The sequence below is a fragment of the Streptococcus suis genome, assembly GCF_019856455.1.
In the GTDB taxonomy this organism is placed as follows: domain Bacteria; phylum Bacillota; class Bacilli; order Lactobacillales; family Streptococcaceae; genus Streptococcus; species Streptococcus suis_AE.
Genome location: NZ_CP082205.1, coordinates 2,468,451 through 2,485,667, shown reverse-complemented (window position 1 = coordinate 2,485,667; position 17,217 = coordinate 2,468,451). Strand labels below are relative to the sequence as shown.

General features: G+C 42.7%; 14 protein-coding genes, 1 tRNA gene, 1 other RNA gene and 5 pseudogenes. 14 read left to right on the top strand and 7 right to left on the bottom strand.

The window, feature by feature from the left end:
- The 6 genes and pseudogenes from K6969_RS11950 to K6969_RS11925 all read left to right on the top strand — a co-directional run bounded on the left by K6969_RS11950 (position 1) and on the right by K6969_RS11925 (position 6,030).
- The gene (locus K6969_RS11950) at positions 1 to 1,344 is read left to right on the top strand and encodes a dihydrolipoyl dehydrogenase family protein (protein ID WP_029173749.1); all 1,344 of its coding nucleotides are present in this window, start codon (positions 1 to 3) and stop codon (positions 1,342 to 1,344) included.
- Between the two features lie 15 nt (positions 1,345 to 1,359).
- A pseudogene (locus K6969_RS11945) lies at positions 1,360 to 1,986 on the top strand (nitroreductase family protein).
- Positions 1,987 to 2,028: 42 nt separating this feature from the next.
- Positions 2,029 to 2,682, top strand: coding sequence for a DUF998 domain-containing protein (locus K6969_RS11940; RefSeq protein ID WP_029173748.1), 654 nt, complete (start codon positions 2,029 to 2,031; stop codon positions 2,680 to 2,682).
- Between the two features lie 228 nt (positions 2,683 to 2,910).
- Positions 2,911 to 3,327, top strand: coding sequence for a DUF3021 domain-containing protein (locus tag K6969_RS11935; protein ID WP_171942800.1), 417 nt, complete (start codon positions 2,911 to 2,913; stop codon positions 3,325 to 3,327).
- A 304-nt stretch (positions 3,328 to 3,631) separates the two neighbouring features.
- Positions 3,632 to 5,803: an anaerobic ribonucleoside-triphosphate reductase gene (gene nrdD, locus K6969_RS11930; protein WP_171942801.1), complete on the top strand. Its 2,172-nt coding sequence runs from the start codon at positions 3,632 to 3,634 to the stop codon at positions 5,801 to 5,803.
- A gap of 92 nt (positions 5,804 to 5,895) precedes the next feature.
- Positions 5,896 to 6,030 carry a hypothetical protein gene (locus K6969_RS11925; RefSeq protein ID WP_002939130.1) on the top strand — a complete coding sequence of 45 codons (135 nt, stop codon included), beginning with the start codon at positions 5,896 to 5,898 and terminating at the stop codon, positions 6,028 to 6,030.
- 250 nt (positions 6,031 to 6,280) lie between these two features.
- Here the strand turns inward: K6969_RS11925 and K6969_RS11920 are convergent, their stop codons facing one another.
- A complete protein-coding gene (locus tag K6969_RS11920; protein WP_029173657.1) occupies positions 6,281 to 6,739 on the bottom strand; it encodes a hypothetical protein in 459 nt (152 codons plus the stop codon).
- Positions 6,740 to 6,811: 72 nt separating this feature from the next.
- Between K6969_RS11920 and K6969_RS11915 the strand changes: the two genes are divergently transcribed.
- Positions 6,812 to 7,072, top strand: coding sequence for a hypothetical protein (locus K6969_RS11915; protein WP_029173656.1), 261 nt, complete (start codon positions 6,812 to 6,814; stop codon positions 7,070 to 7,072).
- 12 nt (positions 7,073 to 7,084) lie between these two features.
- On the opposite strand, the pseudogene K6969_RS11910 reads toward K6969_RS11915, so the two are convergent.
- From K6969_RS11910 to K6969_RS11900, 3 genes and pseudogenes are all read right to left on the bottom strand, one after another.
- A pseudogene (locus tag K6969_RS11910) lies at positions 7,085 to 7,234 on the bottom strand (IS982 family transposase); the annotation flags it as partial.
- 512 nt (positions 7,235 to 7,746) lie between these two features.
- Positions 7,747 to 8,376: pseudogene (locus K6969_RS11905) on the bottom strand (transposase); the annotation flags it as partial.
- A gap of 371 nt (positions 8,377 to 8,747) precedes the next feature.
- Positions 8,748 to 9,869, bottom strand: coding sequence for an IS110 family transposase (locus K6969_RS11900; protein ID WP_015445098.1), 1,122 nt, complete (start codon positions 9,867 to 9,869; stop codon positions 8,748 to 8,750).
- Between the two features lie 313 nt (positions 9,870 to 10,182).
- Between K6969_RS11900 and K6969_RS11895 the strand changes: the two are divergent.
- The 3 genes and pseudogenes from K6969_RS11895 to nrdG form a co-directional block, all read left to right on the top strand.
- Positions 10,183 to 11,427, top strand: a pseudogene (locus tag K6969_RS11895) (bifunctional metallophosphatase/5'-nucleotidase); the annotation flags it as partial.
- A 1-nt stretch (position 11,428) separates the two neighbouring features.
- Positions 11,429 to 11,923: a GNAT family N-acetyltransferase gene (locus K6969_RS11890; protein ID WP_024411030.1), complete on the top strand. Its 495-nt coding sequence runs from the start codon at positions 11,429 to 11,431 to the stop codon at positions 11,921 to 11,923.
- Between the two features lie 186 nt (positions 11,924 to 12,109).
- A complete protein-coding gene (nrdG, locus tag K6969_RS11885) occupies positions 12,110 to 12,667 on the top strand; it encodes an anaerobic ribonucleoside-triphosphate reductase activating protein (RefSeq protein WP_171943055.1) in 558 nt (185 codons plus the stop codon).
- 104 nt (positions 12,668 to 12,771) lie between these two features.
- Here nrdG and K6969_RS11880 read toward each other — a convergent pair.
- From K6969_RS11880 to K6969_RS11870, 3 genes are all read right to left on the bottom strand, one after another.
- Positions 12,772 to 12,844, bottom strand: a tRNA-Lys gene (locus K6969_RS11880).
- Between the two features lie 8 nt (positions 12,845 to 12,852).
- Positions 12,853 to 13,046: non-coding RNA, 6S RNA (ssrS, locus tag K6969_RS11875), on the bottom strand.
- Positions 13,047 to 13,147: 101 nt separating this feature from the next.
- A complete protein-coding gene (locus tag K6969_RS11870; RefSeq protein ID WP_171943056.1) occupies positions 13,148 to 14,434 on the bottom strand; it encodes a replication-associated recombination protein A in 1,287 nt (428 codons plus the stop codon).
- Between the two features lie 69 nt (positions 14,435 to 14,503).
- On the opposite strand from K6969_RS11870, the gene K6969_RS11865 reads away from it, so the two are divergent.
- The 4 genes and pseudogenes from K6969_RS11865 to prmA all read left to right on the top strand — a co-directional run bounded on the left by K6969_RS11865 (position 14,504) and on the right by prmA (position 17,216).
- The gene (locus K6969_RS11865; protein WP_029173675.1) at positions 14,504 to 14,839 is read left to right on the top strand and encodes a MazG nucleotide pyrophosphohydrolase domain-containing protein; all 336 of its coding nucleotides are present in this window, start codon (positions 14,504 to 14,506) and stop codon (positions 14,837 to 14,839) included.
- A 2-nt stretch (positions 14,840 to 14,841) separates the two neighbouring features.
- Positions 14,842 to 15,312 (top strand): annotated as a pseudogene (locus tag K6969_RS11860) (DUF3013 family protein).
- A 1-nt stretch (position 15,313) separates the two neighbouring features.
- Positions 15,314 to 15,667, top strand: coding sequence for an ASCH domain-containing protein (locus tag K6969_RS11855; RefSeq protein ID WP_029173673.1), 354 nt, complete (start codon positions 15,314 to 15,316; stop codon positions 15,665 to 15,667).
- A 595-nt stretch (positions 15,668 to 16,262) separates the two neighbouring features.
- A complete protein-coding gene (prmA, locus tag K6969_RS11850) occupies positions 16,263 to 17,216 on the top strand; it encodes a 50S ribosomal protein L11 methyltransferase (protein WP_029173672.1) in 954 nt (317 codons plus the stop codon).
- Position 17,217 lies beyond the last annotated feature (1 nt).

Sequence of the window (17,217 nt, the reverse complement as noted above, 5' to 3'; positions counted from 1 at the left end):
ATGTATCAATACGATGTCACCTTTATCGGTTCAGGACATGCCAACTGGCATGCTGCGGTTGATTTAGCAAAGGCTGGCAAGAAAGTAGCCATTGTCGAAAAAGATATCACAGCAGGAACTTGCACAAACTACGGTTGTAATGCCAAGTTTTTATTAGAAAGTCCATTTGAATTTATGGATGGTTTGGCACGGTATGAAAAAGCAGGGATTGCCAAAACAGGTGAGATTTCCTGGGAAAAATTGATGGCGTATAAAAAAGAGGAAATTCCAACCTACTCTCCTATGTTAGAAGGTATGTTTGCCAGCCTGTCAATTGATCTTTTAAAAGGACACGGGCAGTTAAAAGATCTTCACACAGTGATGGTTGATGATAAGGAAATTACCACAGACTTTATCGTGATTGGAACAGGTCAACGCCCTGCTCGACTAAATGTCCCTGGGAATGAATGGTTCCAAGACAGCCGTGCCTTTCTTGATATGGACCATATGCCAGAAAGAATCGTCTTTATCGGTGCTGGGATTATTTCGCTAGAGTTTGCGACAATGGCTTCGCTACTGGGTTCAGAAGTTCACATCATCGAGTTTGCAGATCGTGCTTTAGCAGCCTATCCTGAACAAATGGTAGCTAGTGTCATTGATAAAATGATCGCCGATGGTGTTAGCTTCCATTTCAATCAAGCGGTTGTTTCAGCTGAAAAAACAGCAAGTGGTCTTCTTGTCAAAACAGCTCAGGGCTTAGAAATCGAGACAGACACCATTATTGACGCCACAGGCCGTGTCTCAAATGTAGAAGGTCTAGGCTTAGAAGAGGTTGGAGTGGATTTTGATCGCACTGGCATCAAGGTGAATGAGTTCATGCAGACATCTCTATCCAATATCTACGCGTCTGGTGATGTGGTTTCTAAAACAATTCCACGCTTGACACCGACTGCTAGCTTTGAGTCTAGCTACATTGCGGAGCATATTTTGGGCAATCCAGCTCCGATTGCCTATCCAGTTGTTCCAAATGTCGTTTTCACGCTACCACGTCTGGCTCAAGTTGGTGTTACGGTTGCAGAGGCCCAAGCAAATCCTGAACAGTACAAGATTGTAGAGATTCCCTTTGGACAACAATTAAAATTCCAAACTAAGTTGGAGACAGAAGCTCACTTTACGCTGATTGTAGGAAGTGATAAGACCTTGAAGGGTGCGGCCTTGATTGGGCATGAAGCAGGAGAGATGATTAATTTGCTGACCTTGATTATCAATCAACGGTTGACAGCAACAGATTTAAATCGCATGATTTTTGCTTTCCCCGCAACAACCTATGCTCTACTTTCCCATGTAAAAACAGCGCTAATGTAAGGAAGATAATCGTGTATGGTAACTAATGATTTTAATGAGATTATATTTGGTCGCAAGTCTATCAAAGTATATGATGAGACTGTGACGATTGACCACGAAGAAATGCTTGAAATGCTGAACAAAGCCACTACAGCTCCATCTTCTGTGAACTTGCAGCCTTGGCGTTTTGTGGTTGTGGAAAGCGCAGCTGCTAAGGCCAAGTTGCGTCCCATGGTACGCTTTAATACCAAACAAGTCGACACTGCTTCAGCGGTAATTTTAATCTTTGCAGATATCAAGCCCCAGGACCGCACAGAAGTTATCTATGACTGAGCTGTAGCGGAAGGTAAGATGCCTCCTGAAGTCCGAGACTATCAGGTGCCTGCGATTAAGAGTATGTATGATGCCTTATCACCAGCTACGATGAGAGAGGTCGTCAAAATGGACGCTAGTCTAGCTGCTATGCAGTTGATGTTAGTAGCACGTTCTCACGGTTATGACACTAATCCTATGTCAGGTTTTGACCCTGAGGAGATGGCGGCGACTTTTGAATTGGATCCAAACCGTTATATTCCCGTTCTGATGGTTTCAATTGGAAAAGCCAAAGAACCAGGATTCGACTCTGTTCGTATTGAGGCAGAAAAAATTACAGATTTTAAATAAGTCTAGTGGCAAAATGCCAAGAGAAAGTAAGTAAGGAAAAAGATGAGAGTACAAAATCTACAAAAATGGGGAGCCATTGGCTTTCTAATAAATGCCAGTATTTACCTAGGAACCGAATTAATCGCTGCCATTGGAACGGGCTATCCGCTTAGCTATGTCTATGGTCGGCAGTTTATTTCAGCTCTTGGGGTATACAATGGCCAGCAGGTAGCTGGTGTGCCAGAAAACTTTTCAAATTGGGCGATTGTCATGAATAGCGGCTTTATTCTAACTGCGATTGGCTTTGTCCTCTCCTATGCTCTGCTTATGTTCCCAAAAATGAGGCAGAGATATCCGATTTTAGCCATCATTTTCTTGCTAATTGTCACCCTCTTTGGTCTAGGAAGTCTCTTGGTTGGTTTCTTCCAAGGCGGTGTACCTGGTCAGGATGGTTTGCATGGATTTGGGGCACGTCTGTCCTTTATGATGGGCAATAGCATCTTGCTGTTGACAGGTCTTTTCCTGCCCGATCAAAAAATGGTTTATCGCTCCAGTAGTATTTTTCTCGGATTGTGTGGTTTTGTCGCTGCAGGATTGTTGCAGACGGCAATCGCAGAAAATCAAGTGGCGGTAATGGCCATTTATGAACGCTTAACCGTCTATCCTATCACAGCTTGGCAGATAGTGACGGGGATAACATTTCTAAAGAATGACTAAGTCAGGACAACTGTTCTGGCTTTTTTGCCGTTTAGTGCAGGAAATCGACCACATAGCCAAAAGCCCTTGAAACCACTCGAGAAATGGTGTTTAATAGGGGCGGAAAGAGAAAGGAGAGAATATGAAAGTATAGACAATATGTAAAGACCCCCAGTTGAGAATTCGTGGATTTACCTGTACACTAGAATAAAAAAACAATCAACTTCTAACAGGAATTACCACACTCAATTGGAGGTCTTATATGTTTCATTTTACCACACTTTTATCACATCAGCCGTCTTCGGACAGGGAACCTACCTCCCTCTCAATCCCTTTTCAACCATGGGGGCTTACTACCTGAGCAACTTTAGTCAAGTAACCGTCATGATGATTTGTGTAGCCATTTGGGCGGCAATCGGTCTCTTGTTCCAGCTGGCAGACAAGATTTTTGAACAGGACTGGAGCCTTTTACGAATGACGGCAACGCATTTTGGAATCACAGCTTTAGGCTTCACACCGCTGGGCATTTTGGCTGGTTGGTTTCCCGTGAAACTTGGGGCCCTTCTCTTTTTCTGGTTTATCTTTGTCTTGATTTACGCTCTGCTATTTTTCCTAAACCATCGGAAAATGGAGCGGCAGATAAAGGACATCAATGGTCGTTTGTAGTATAATAGCACTATCATTTTGTTGGAGTGTGGAATACTCTCTATATTGCCTACAATGTCGGTAAACTTCCTTTGTTAAATTTGCTTTGGCCTGCTGTGATTTTAGTGGCCTGTGCTATTAACCTGTACTTTTTATGGACTAGAAAACAAGAGTCAGAATAGGCTCTTGTTTTCATTTGTTTTTCAGAAACGAAGTCTATATTTAGTGTAATTTTTCTATTTTTATATTTTTTTACACAAGATATTGATTTTTGTTTTGTGAAGTGCTACACTAATAGAAGTGAAGAATTTTGGAGGTTTGTCAGATGAATGTGCAAGAAAATGTCTTACCGAGTATAGAATTATTGGTTTTGAAACGTGATGGACGGACAGTATCCTTTGACCAGGATAAGATTTTTTCTGCTCTTCGGCGGGCAAACCAAGAATTAGAACATCCTGTTTCAGAAGCAGGTTTGAAAATAGTATTAGAAGCTGTTTTGGCTGAAATTGGTCGCCGATTTGAGAAAGATATTCAAATTTACGAAATTCAAACGGTCGTTGAACAGGAATTGTTAAAGGCTCATTTATATGATTTGGCGGAGCTTTATATTCAATACCGAACACGCCGTGATTTTCGCCTTCATCAGGCTACCGATATTAATTTTGAAATTCATAAGCTGTTGAGCAAGGACCAGTCTGTGGTCAATGAAAACGCTAATAAAGATGCGGATGTTTTCAACACCCAGCGGGATTTGACAGCGGGGATTGTTGGCAAGTCAATCGGTCTCAAATTATTGCCAGCTCATGTGGCCAATGCCCATCAAAAGGGGGACATCCATTATCATGACTTGGATTACAGCCCTTATACACCAATGACTAATTGTTGTTTGATTGATTTTAAAGGGATGTTGGCACAGGGCTTCAAGATAGGAAATGCGGATGTAGAAAGTCCAAAATCAATTCAAACAGCTACGGCTCAGATTTCACAAATCATTGCCAATGTGGCTTCTAGTCAATATGGTGGTTGCTCAGCTGACCGTATTGATGAAGTTTTGGCGCCCTATGCGGAACTTAACTACCAAAAGCATTTGAAAGACGCCAAGGATTGGGTGTTAGCAGACAAGCAAGAAGAATATGCGCGTGCTAAAACGCAAAAAGACATCTATGACGCTATGCAGTCTTTGGAGTATGAAATTAACACCCTTTTTACTTCCAATGGACAAACACCCTTTACCTCACTCGGTTTTGGCCTAGGAACATCCTGGTTTGAGCGAGAAATTCAAAAAGCGATTTTGAACATTCGTATCAAGGGTCTGGGACGCGAAGGTCGGACAGCTATCTTTCCTAAGCTGATTTTCACAGTTAAGCGTGGCTTGAACTTGGAGCCAGATTCTCCAAACTATGACATCAAGCAATTGGCGATTGAATGTGCAACCAAGCGTATGTATCCAGATATGCTTTCTTATGATAAGATTGTTGAGTTGACAGGTTCTTTCAAGGTGCCAATGGGCTGCCGTTCTTTCCTTCAAGGCTGGAAGGATGAAAATGGGCAGGATGTGACATCTGGTCGGATGAACTTGGGTGTCGTGACCGTCAATCTGCCACGGATTGCTATGGAGTCTGCAGGAGATATGGATAAGTTCTGGGAAATCTTTGCAGAACGCATGGCCATTGCCAAGGATGCCCTGATCTATCGTGTGGAACGAGTGAAAGAGGCGACACCTGCCAATGCACCAATTCTCTATCAGTATGGAGCATTCGGCAAACGCTTGGCTAAGACAGACGCAGTAGATGAAGTCTTTAAAAATCGTCGAGCAACCGTATCTTTGGGGTACATTGGTTTGTATGAAGTCGCAACCGTATTTTACGGTGGCGAATGGGAGAACAACCCAGAGGCAAAAGATTTCACGGTGGATATTATCAAGAAAATGAAAAACTTGGTTGAAGATTGGTCGGATGAATATGGTTATCATTTCTCAGTTTATTCGACACCATCTGAAAGCCTGACAGACCGCTTCTGCCGTATGGATACAGAGAAATTTGGCATCGTTAAGGACATTACAGATAAAGAATATTACACTAACAGTTTCCATTATGATGTACGCAAAAATCCAACACCGTTTGAAAAACTGGACTTTGAGAAAATTTATCCTGCTGTAGGTGCCAGTGGTGGATTTATCCATTACTGTGAATACCCTGTGCTGCAACAAAATCCAAAGGCCTTGGAAGCTGTTTGGGACTATGCTTATGACCGTGTTGGTTACTTGGGAACCAATACTCCGATTGACCATTGTTACGCTTGCGATTTTGAAGGTGATTTTGAGCCGACGGAGCGTGGCTTCAAGTGTCCAAATTGCGGGAATAGCGATCCTAAGTCGGTGGATGTTGTTAAACGAACTTGTGGTTATCTAGGCAATCCACAGGCCCGTCCGATGGTAAAAGGCCGTCACAAGGAAATTTCGGCGCGTGTGAAACACATGAATGGGTCGAGCTTATAAGTAATAAACAGACTATGTAGAGCTTCCACAGTTCCAGTTAGCTGTGGAAGTTTATTATAAACAAATAAGAGATAAAAAAAGAGGAGAAAACAATGGGAAAATATCAATTAGACGATAAGGGGAAGGCCCTGGTGACACGCTATCATGAGAAGAATTCTAATGTGAAGCAGGATAAAAAAGCGCGTGTGCAGGAATTGCTCAAACAAGCAAAAAATAAGAAGAAATAGTATGAATTTTACAGATATCAGCATTCTCCATACCAATGATATGCATTCCTACATGGAGAATTTTCCAAAGAAGGCGCAACTGATTGCGAACATTCGGGATGGTAATGAGAAAGTGGCCAGATAGAAAGGACAAGCGCTGAAGCTGGTCTGAAACCAGTAAAAAAAAGTCCCTTGGAATATGGAACTTTTTTACTGATTTCGGTTTGTATATGTACTATAATTTGTTTGGTGTTTAGTATTTTGTAATTAATTATTCAACGGCAATTATTGTGTCATTAGGTTTTGACATACCTGATCCTCCACCGGCATAACTATTTGTTTCTGAATTAGGAAGTGTTATTTGGATACCTCCTAACCCATAGGCTATTCCATTCAGAGATACTCTTTTGATTTTTTTGTTTAGATAAATAATGTCGCTTACTGATTGGCCGCCTCTTCCAGATTTTGTTATTGGATAATAAGCGGATGTTCCATTTGTAAATAAAACGCTGATACCCCCATTGAAAGTGTATGCGTGAGAAGTAGACGGTTTGACATACCACCAAACGTTATTTCTATTTCCTGTTATTTCTATTTTAGATACCCCGCCATTTCCATAGGAGGTGCTGTAAGGGCTGATATTGTCCGAACCCAATGTAATAGCTTGTACAGACATTGATGGAAGAATAATAATTAATATTGAGATAAATGAGAAAATCCATTTCTTCATAATAGAAAACTCCTTTTTATTGATTGTATGGTATAATTATACTATAATTTCTGAATAAAGGGAAGCGTTTTTATGGAAAAAAATATATTTCTTGATACATTGTTAGAGCAAGTAAAACAACATTTGTCGAATATTCATGGCAAAGATATTGATGTTTCTTTTATTGATATAACTAGCAAAAAAAATCATTATTTTGTGAATATAACAGATTATCTTTTAGAGACCGTAATAATATTGTCCAATTTATTTTCTCAAACCAATATTACTTTCAGTTGTTTGCCGATTTTTCAAGATAACAAAATTATAGAAATTGAGTTTCACTTTATAATGTAGTTACCCGTGGTACTAGTTAATTTCAAAATAGTGTAAATTGTGGGTAAGAATAATTTGGTCCAGTCGTGATTGTAGACTAGTTAGCCTTCTTGTAAATGTATGTTCAATATCAAATAGGCAATACAGTTCAGAAAAACGTGTTTCCATAGTTCTTCTTATAGCACCACTCTCCAATTATAGTGACGTGAATTAGAAACGGGACATATCTGAGCTTATCAATTTTAGGACTCTGAAACTACTTTGGGAATGGGCTACTGACACTATAACCTGAGGTTATCCTATTTCTAATTCAAATGACTGATATGTAAAGCCCTTTGTCAAGTAAAAACAATCGAACTGATAAAAAAATGAAAAGTATCTAGAAAGAGCCTAGTTCTTAGCTTCGGGCATTGGCCACTCTGATATTCGTGGATTGGTTACCTACAGGTCAATGGTTCTGCCGCGAGTCCTACTCTCTATAAGCGTGGATCACAATTGTGCCACTTAGTCGTTTCGTAGATGACTCAAACCTTGAAGTCCTAAACTCCTTCAAGATACTTTCCATTCAAACATGATTTCAATCCTTATTTCTGTCCAAATTCACCCAGTGATTTTGGATAGAAATAGGGATTCCTCATCGCTCTGCGATGATAAAACTTAATGGTCAAAAGTGTACATGAAAACAAGCGCTAACTTCAAGCTATTCTTCCTGTCATCATCCCCCAAATAAAACCAGACAATTCTCGTGCAATAGCTGTTTTAGCAACATTTTGTTTCTTATTTTTTCCTAGAACAAGTGTGCGATAACGTCTTCTTAAGCGTTCATTAGCCTTATCCGCATAAGCAATCACCTCCACTCGGTTTCCACTTTGTCTCCTTTTCAATTCTTTGGATTTATACCCAATCGTCCCCTTAGCCAATGATTGTGCAGCTTCTATCAGAAGTCGTCTCACATGGCTATTCCCAGCTTTGGTGATAGCACCTCTTCTCTCCTTGTCGCCGCTAGAATTTTCGCTAGGAGTTAGCCCAAGATAAGAAGCAAAATGTTGAGCTGTCGCAAAGCGATTAAAATCACCGATTTCTGTCACAATGGAAAGAGCAGTTAGTGTTTTAATGCCAATAAAGCAAGAAAGCCGTGAGACCTTCTCTTGGTAACTGTCGCTTTGACCCAGTTGCTCAATTCGTGCATCATACCGTTCTATTTGATCTACTAATTTCTCATAGGTCAATAGATATTCTGTCAAAATCTCTGCGTAAAGTCCATCAGGATTTAGGGAACGGAGCCAGCGGACATGTTTCTGTGTCCAATTACTGCTTCCCTGATATGTAAAGCCCTTTGTCAAGTAAAAACAATCGAACTGATAAAAAAATGAAAAGTATCTAGAAAGAGCCTAGTTCTTAGCTTCGGGCATTGGCCACTCTGATATTCGTGGATTGGTTACCTACAGGTCAATGGTTCTGCCGCGAGTCCTACTCTCTATAAGCGTGGATCACAATTGTGCCACTTAGTCGTTTCGTAGATGACTCAAACCTTGAAGTCCTAAACTCCTTCAAGATACTTTCCATTCAAACATGATTTCAATCCTTATTTCTGTCCAAATTCACCCAGTGATTTTGGATAGAAATAGGGATTCCTCATCGCTCTGCGATGATAAAACTTAATGGTCAAAAGTGTACATGAAAACAAGCGCTAACTTCAAGCTATTCTTCCTGTCATCATCCCCCAAATAAAACCAGACAATTCTCGTGCAATAGCTGTTTTAGCAACATTTTGTTTCTTATTTTTTCCTAGAACAAGTGTGCGATAACGTCTTCTTAAGCGTTCATTAGCCTTATCCGCATAAGCAATCACCTCCACTCGGTTTCCACTTTGTCTCCTTTTCAATTCTTTGGATTTATACCCAATCGTCCCCTTAGCCAATGATTGTGCAGCTTCTATCAGAAGTCGTCTCACATGGCTATTCCCAGCTTTGGTGATAGCACCTCTTCTCTCCTTGTCGCCGCTAGAATTTTCGCTAGGAGTTAGCCCAAGATAAGAAGCAAAATGTTGAGCTGTCGCAAAGCGATTAAAATCACCGATTTCTGTCACAATGGAAAGAGCAGTTAGTGTTTTAATGCCAATAAAGCAAGAAAGCCGTGAGACCTTCTCTTGGTAACTGTCGCTTTGACCCAGTTGCTCAATTCGTGCATCATACCGTTCTATTTGATCTACTAATTTCTCATAGGTCAATAGATATTCTGTCAAAATCTCTGCGTAAAGTCCATCAGGATTTAGGGAACGGAGCCAGCGGACATGTTTCTGTGTCCAATTACTGCTTCCCTCGGTATAGCGAAAATCATGTCGGAGACAGAAGGCAAGAATTTGTTGTTTGATTTTCTTCAGAGCCACTTTGTGGTCTGTTCTCATGCGGATATATTCTTTGACTTGTTCATCCTCAACAGTAGGAATATGAACAGGCCGATAGCTACGAAAGGCCAGAGCTTTTGCGAGCTGAGCTGCATCTTTTTTATCAGTCTTAACACGCTTAGATCCTTCCTTCATCACCGTTGTAGGCGCCATCACGATACAGGGGATCCCGTGAGCTTGTAGCTGGTGATATAGGGTAAATCCAAGACATCCGGCTTCGTAGCCACATAACACTTCTGCATCTTGACCATATAAACGACGAAGCTCATTCACATAGTTCACAATATAGCTAACATTTGGACCAACTTTAGTGCTATGTTTGAATTGATTCGCCATCATATCATAATAGCAGAGTGAAAAACTTTCTTTGTGAACATCCATTCCGATGAAAAGTGTGGTAAAATGAAACATATAAGACCTCCAATTGAGTGTGGTAATTCCTGTTAGAAGTTGATTGTTTTTTTATTCTAGTGTACAGGTAAATCCACGAATTCTCAACTGGGGGTCTTTACATATTGTCTATATTAAGCACTTTAGCACCTGACCTGCATAGTCCATTTGGTTTTTGAAATTAACTAGCTGCAAATAATCCTGTAATTGCTGAGTCTGTTAGAAATAAACTTAGAGTAGTTCAGTTCTTAGTTCTGAAGATATGGAATGTAAAGCTGTGGCTAAGGTTTAGATTGCTTATAAATCTATCAAGAGTGTCTATCTTTATCTCACACATAAGAAAAAGGGGATTCCGACCTTTGTCTTTGACAGCGGGGATCTGTTTTCGGGCAATATCTTTTTCAATATGTACCGAGGGGTCAAGGAAATCGAGCTAATGAATCAAGTTGGTTGTCAGGCTATGACCTTGGGCAATCATGAGTTTGACCACGGAGATGAGTTGCTTAGTCGCTTGGATGACTATGCCCAGTTTCCAATTGTGTCCTCCAATCTCCGCTATCAGGATGTGGAGGCGGCAGATGAATTGGTGCCGCTTGAGGATCTTCTAGAATTTGATATGAATGGGAACCCCCTCTATGTCCTCGGTTTGACTACCTTGGAAACCCAGGAGGTTGCGTCACCGTCGGAGAATGTGATTTTTGAAGACCATAGACAATCTCTGCGGCGATTGGTGGATCAGATTGTGAGTCAGAATTCATCGGCTCATCTGGTCTTGCTCAGTCATCTAGGATACGATGAGGATGTGCATTTGGCCAAGGATTTCCCTGAGCTTAACGTGATTTTGGGCGGACATACCCATACCATTCTAAAGCAACCTAGTCAGATTGGTGGAGTTAGTATCTGCCAGGCTGGTCAGTATGGTCGTTTTGTCGGTCATCTATCCCTGCGGTGTTTTGCAGATGGACGGCACGAGGTCCTGGCTTATGACTTAATTGAGGTGGAGAAATTGACCCAAGAAGACAGGGCGGTCAAGGCTATTATCGACCAGATGAAATTGGAACGTGACGCAGTTTTTTCCCAACCGATAGCGATTTTACCTCAGGCACTAGACGGAGAGCGAGACAGCATTCGTCAAGGGTTATCAACTCTGGCCCCTGTTATTTGTCAGGCTTTATTTGAACAGGCGAGTCAACTAGTTTTGCAGGCAGATGGAGCGGTCATCAACGGCTTCGGCATTCGGGCTTCCTTGTCGGCGGGACCAATCTTTTATTCGGACTTGGTCAAGGTCTTGCCCTTTTCCAAGCGAGTACTCTTAGTTCGTATCAAGGGCAGCGATTTGGTGGCTAGCCTCAAGACAGGCCTCCACCCTCAGATGTGGGGCATTGTCCAAAGCGGTGAGGGTTTTGTGGTCAATGGCAGAGCAGTCGAGTCAGATAAGGACTATCAGATTGTGACCAATTCTTTTGTTTGGAGCGGTAAGGACAACTATGATGATTTCCACAAGGCAGAAATTGTGCAGGATTTAGGACTGGATACGGACATCATCAGTGAATTTTTCAAGAGACAATATGGAGACTAAAATGGAATTAAGAAGACCGACTATAGCGGATAAGGAAACGATTTTGGAGATGCTGGCAGAATTTGAAAAAGCAGGCTCAGCTATGGACGGAGGCTTTATCTCCAAAGATGTGGACTTTGAAGAATGGATTTTTAGAAACAAAGACTATGAGGCAGGTCTCAATCTGCCAGACGGTTTTGTTCCTTCCATTCAATATGTGTCATTTGACCAGACTGGTCGAGCCCTTGGTTTTCTCAGTCTACGCCTACGGCTCAACGATTTCCTGCTCAATAAAGGCGGTCATATCGGATATTCCATTCGCCCAACCGAGCGAGGAAAGGGCTATGCCAAGGACCAGCTGCGACTTGGTTTGCAGGAAGCCGCAACCAAAAATATTTCCAAGGTCCTTGTGACTTGCTCGACAGAAAATCAAGCCAGCCGTCGCACGATTGTGGCTTGTGGTGGCGTTTTGGAAGATGTTCGAGACGGGGTAGAAAGATACTGGATTGAGGATTAATGGGAGTGACAAACTACTGAATCAAAACAGGAAAGGAATTGAGATTGGTTCCGCACTAAGCTTGCTGGAATCAATCCGAGCTAAAGCATTGGAAGTACCATTTATGGATAAAAACAGTCTGTGTACTGGTAAAACGGAATTCATCCAAACGATTAGATTTCATTTGCTTATGCTCAGGTATTTGAAATGAATAATCCTAAACCACAAGAATGGAAGAGCGAGGAATTTAGCCAAGGGCGAATAATAGACTACAAAGCCTTTAACTTTGTGGATGGAGAAGGAGTCCGTTGCTCTCTATATGTTAGTGGCTGTCTGTTTCACTGCGAGGGCTGCTACAATGTTGCAACCTGGTCTTTTAAAGCTGGGATTCCCTATACCAAGGAGCTTGAAGACCGCATTTTAGCAGACTTGGCCCAGCCCTATGTACAGGGCCTAACCCTCTTGGGTGGCGAGCCTTTTCTGAACACAGGCACGGTCCTCCCACTCGTAAAGCGAATTCGGAAAGAATTGCCAGAAAAGGACATTTGGTCTTGGACAGGCTACACATGGGAAGAAATGATGTTAGAAACTCCGGATAAGTTAGAGTTACTATCCTATTTAGATATTCTAGTTGACGGCCGTTATGACCGTACCAAGCGCAATCTTATGCTGCAATTTCGAGGCTCATCGAATCAACGCATCATCGATGTACAGAAATCATTACAGGAAAAACGAGTTGTCCTGTGGGATAAGTTAAAAAAATAGCCCTTCACAATGTGAAAGGGTTCTTTTTGACCAAATTTTGACCAAATTCACTCAAAAAACGAGAAAAAGCCTTGATAAATCAAGACTTTCCTCATATCAACCAATCCTCCCTGTAGGGATCGAACCTACGACCCACGGATTAAGAGTCCGCTGCTCTGCCAGCTGAGCTAAGGAAGGTAAAAAATAAAAATGCTGTATTGGTACCGGTTATCCATGGATTGTATTGATCCCGCACGCTAAAAGCAGGTGGGTGACGCGTTTCTAACTTAGTTGCTTCTGGGTGTGCCAGCTTGCATACTGTCAGAGGATCTTTGTCTCCCTAGTAATACAAAAATAGTCGGTCAACACATAGGTATGAATTCGTATACCACAGCAGTTCTTATTTATGATTTAATAATACCACTTTTTTTTGAAAAATCAAGAGAAAAATGGCAAAAATGTAAGCGGTGTCAAAGTGTATGTGCCCAAAAACCAGTTCTATCAAGGATTTTGGCGTCTATTTTTTTTCAAATTTTTTATCTTTTCTTGGGTCATACCCAAGGCACGCTCGTATTTGCCGGTGTCGTTGGCGGTGAAGTAGTCCGCATTCAGTAACTTATCGGGCAGGTATTGCTGGTCCACCCATTTTTCAGGATAGGCATGTGGATACTGGTAGCCAATAGCATTTCCCAGCTCCTTGCTGCCAGCATAGTGGCCATCCCGAAGATGATTTGGAATGGGCAGATGGCCGTTTTTCCGTAAATCAGCCAGAGCTGCATCCATAGCCAGATAGGCAGAGTTGGACTTGGGAGAAAGAGCCAAATCGACTACCACATTGGCAATCAAAATCCGTGCTTCTGGAAAACCAATTTTCTGAGCCGCTTCAAGGGCCGTCACCGTATGAATCTGAGCCTCTGGATTGGCTAAGCCGATGTCTTCGTAGGCAATAACGGTTAAGCGACGAGCCAGACTAGGCAGGTCTTCCGCCTCAATCAAACGAGCGGCGTAGTGGAGGCTGGCATTGACATCGCTACCCCGAATGGATTTTTGCAGAGCGGAGAGGATGTCGTAGTGGGCATCGCCGTTCTTGTCCATGCTGATGTAGGACTTTTGCAGGCTATTTTCTACGGCGTCCAGATCAATGTGGCGGCTACCGTCGTCACTTTCCTTGGTCGAAAGCACAGCCAGTTCTAGAGAATTGTAGGCGGCACGAAGGTCACCGTTGGTAGCATTGGCTAGGAAATCCAGAGCCTCAGGCTCAATGGTAATAGGGAAGTCAAAACCACGTTCGCTGTCTGTCAAAGCCAACTCCAAGGCCTGTCGGATATGGCTGGTTTGCAAAGGTTGCAACTCAAAAATCTGCACCCGACTGCGAATGGCAGGCAGGATTGAGAAAAATGGATTTTCCGTCGTTGCTCCAATCATGATGATATTGCCATTTTCCAAAAGAGGGAGCAGGAAGTCCTGCTTGGTCTTGTTAAGGCGGTGGATTTCATCGAGCAGGAGAACCAGACCGCCAGAAAACTTAGCCTCTTCAGCGATTTCCTGCAGGCGTTTTTGGTTGTCGGTCGTGGCATTAAAGGTCCGAAAGGCATATTTGGTCGTGCCAGCAATTGCGGACGCAATCGAGGTCTTGCCAATCCCTGGCGGACCGTAGAGAATCATAGACGACAGCATATTGGCATCAATCATGCGACGGATAATCTTTCCAGGACCGACCAGGTGTTCCTGACCGATGACTTCATCAATGGATTTTGGCCGCATACGAAGGGCGAGATTGGCTGGCATAGGCCTCCTTTCAGTACATTTATGGTATAATCATTATACTACAATTTTAGGATTTGGAGAGAAACGAAGATGGCGGAGTTGATGGTGAGTGTTTTGGAAGAATACTTGCGTGACCACTATGGGACGACAGTTCCAGAGCAAAGTCTCTTTATGAAATTAGTGGAAGAAATCGGTGAAGTGGCAGAGCTGCTGAACAAGCGTGCAGGCCGTAAGATGATGGATAGCGAAGACGACAGCTCTGCTCGTTTGGCAGAAGAATTAGCTGACGTTATTCACTATGCTGTAGCCTTAGCAGCGGTAAATCAACTAGATTTAACCAAGTCCATTTTGGAGAAAGACAAGCGGGCTTCCGTCAAATACGGTCGAGAAATAAATTTATTGGAATTTATAGAAAAGAGGAAATAAACATGGCGAAACATGGCTTTTTAGATGTGTTGGAAGCAGCACTGGACAAATATTTTACCTACGATTACGAGCTTAACTGGGACAAGAAAAACCACGCTGTTGAGTTGGCTTTTATCTTGGAGGCACAAAATGTGGCTGGGATTGAAACGGTGGACGACGAAGGCAATGCCTCTGCAGAGGATATTTTCTTGGAGGAGTATGTCCTTTTCTACAATCAGGACAAGTCTCGCTTTGACGCGGAAGACTAGCTGGTCGCTCTGCCATTTGACGCCAAGAAGGGCTTTTCAGCAGAGTTTCTGACCTATTTTGCAAGCTTTCTCAAGGACACCGCAGACCAAGGCCTAGATGACCTCATGGACTTTTTGGCGGACCCAGCAGCCCAAGAATTTGCCATTGCATGGGATAGCGAGGCTTTTGAAAAAGGCAGAGCAGACTTGGTGGAAGGGGAATTTTACCCATATCCGAGGTATTGAGATGGTTCATGAAATGTTACTGGCTCCAAAACCTTTTGAAATGATGAAGTCTGGCCAGAAGACTATTGAGCTACGACTTTATGACGAGAAGCGCAAGCATATACAAATTGGAGATCGCATCCGTTTTTATTGTACAGAAAATCAGACGCAAACGATCGAGGTGCAAGTATTAGATCTTCACATATTTGATAATTTTGCTCAGTTATACAAAGAACTGGATTTATTGTCTTGTGGATATACGCAAAGCAGTATCAGAGGGGCGAAACCAGAAGATATGGAAGTTTACTATTCGCGAGAACAATTAGAACAGTACGGTGCAGTTGGTATAGAATTGAGGGTAATAGATTCTATTTGACATTCCGTTTTCTCTCTTGCTTGACTGCAGGTGAAACTTTTGCTATTATAAAAATAGAAAAGGCGTTGAGTTCCAGCTCAACGCCCAGTAGGACCGCTAAACGGTGGTTCAGTTCGTTAGATTAAATAACCGTCAGAACTGTGTCAAAGTTTGCTGACGGTTATTTTTTATCTCGAATAGCTAAAATGATGACGATTATCAAGCTCAGCATTTCAACAAGTAGACCTGATAAATATAAATCCAGAGTTCTCCGACGTGAGAGTTTTGAAACGATATTTTTCAAAACTCGAGCTAGTGCGTGCCCTAGACAAATCTTATAGGATTTGTCGTTGCCAGATGAGTAAGTTTACTTACCATCTGGCATGGGCTAGCCTTTCTAGCAGATTTGCTGTCCACTTTCATGGGCATCACCTCCGTTCAGAAACTTGGAACCACCGTCTCAAACTTTCCTACACATATTTATTCGCAGTACGATTAGAAAATTTTCGAAAAAGTATTATTAGGGCTCCATCGCGTAACATTAACTTGTAAAATGGGCTAGAAATCGGTACAATAATACAGTGATTGACACATAGAGAAGAAAAGGAAAACAAACATGAACTCATGGCAAGAATTAACGATTCACGTGCATCGTGATGCAGAAGAAGCAGTTTCAAATCTGATGATTGAAACGGGCAGTCAGGGGGTGGCGATTAGCGACTCGGCTGACTATGTGGGGCAGGAAGATCGTTTTGGCGAACTTTATCCCGAGGTGGAGCAGTCAGATATGATTGCCATTACGGCTTACTATCCTGACAATTTGGATATTGAGGAAATCAAGGCTGATTTGGCAACTCGCCTGGCGGATTTGACAGGATTTGGCTTGGAAACAGGTCAGATTAGCTTAGAAAGTCAGGAATTGGCAGAGGAAGACTGGGCGGACAACTGGAAGAAATACTATGAGCCAGCTCGCATTACCCACGATTTGACTATTGTACCGTCTTGGACGGACTATGAGGCGACTGCTGGAGAGAAGATTATCCGCCTGGATCCAGGCATGGCTTTCGGGACGGGAACTCACCCGACGACCAAGATGAGCCTCTTTGCTCTTTCTCAGGTCCTGCGTGGTGGTGAAACGGTCATCGACGTCGGCACAGGTTCAGGTGTCCTTTCCATTGCTAGCTCCCTCCTAGGTGCCAAGGAGATTTATGCCTATGACTTGGATGAGGTGGCGGTGCGTGTAGCTCAGGAAAATATCGACCTCAATGCCAATACTAGCAATATTCATGTCGCGGCAGGTGACTTGCTTCGTGGCGTTGATATTAAAGCAGAAGTCATCGTTGCCAACATCTTGGCGGACATTCTCATCCATCTGACTGAGGATGCCTACCGTCTGGTCAAGGACGAGGGCTACCTGATTATGAGCGGCATCATCGCAGACAAGTGGGACATGGTGCGAGCATCTGCGGAAGCGGCTGGCTTCTTCCTTGAGACCCACATGATTCAGGGCGAGTGGAATTGCTGCGTCTTTAAGAAGACGGCTGACCGCTCAGGTGTGATTGGAGGCTAGG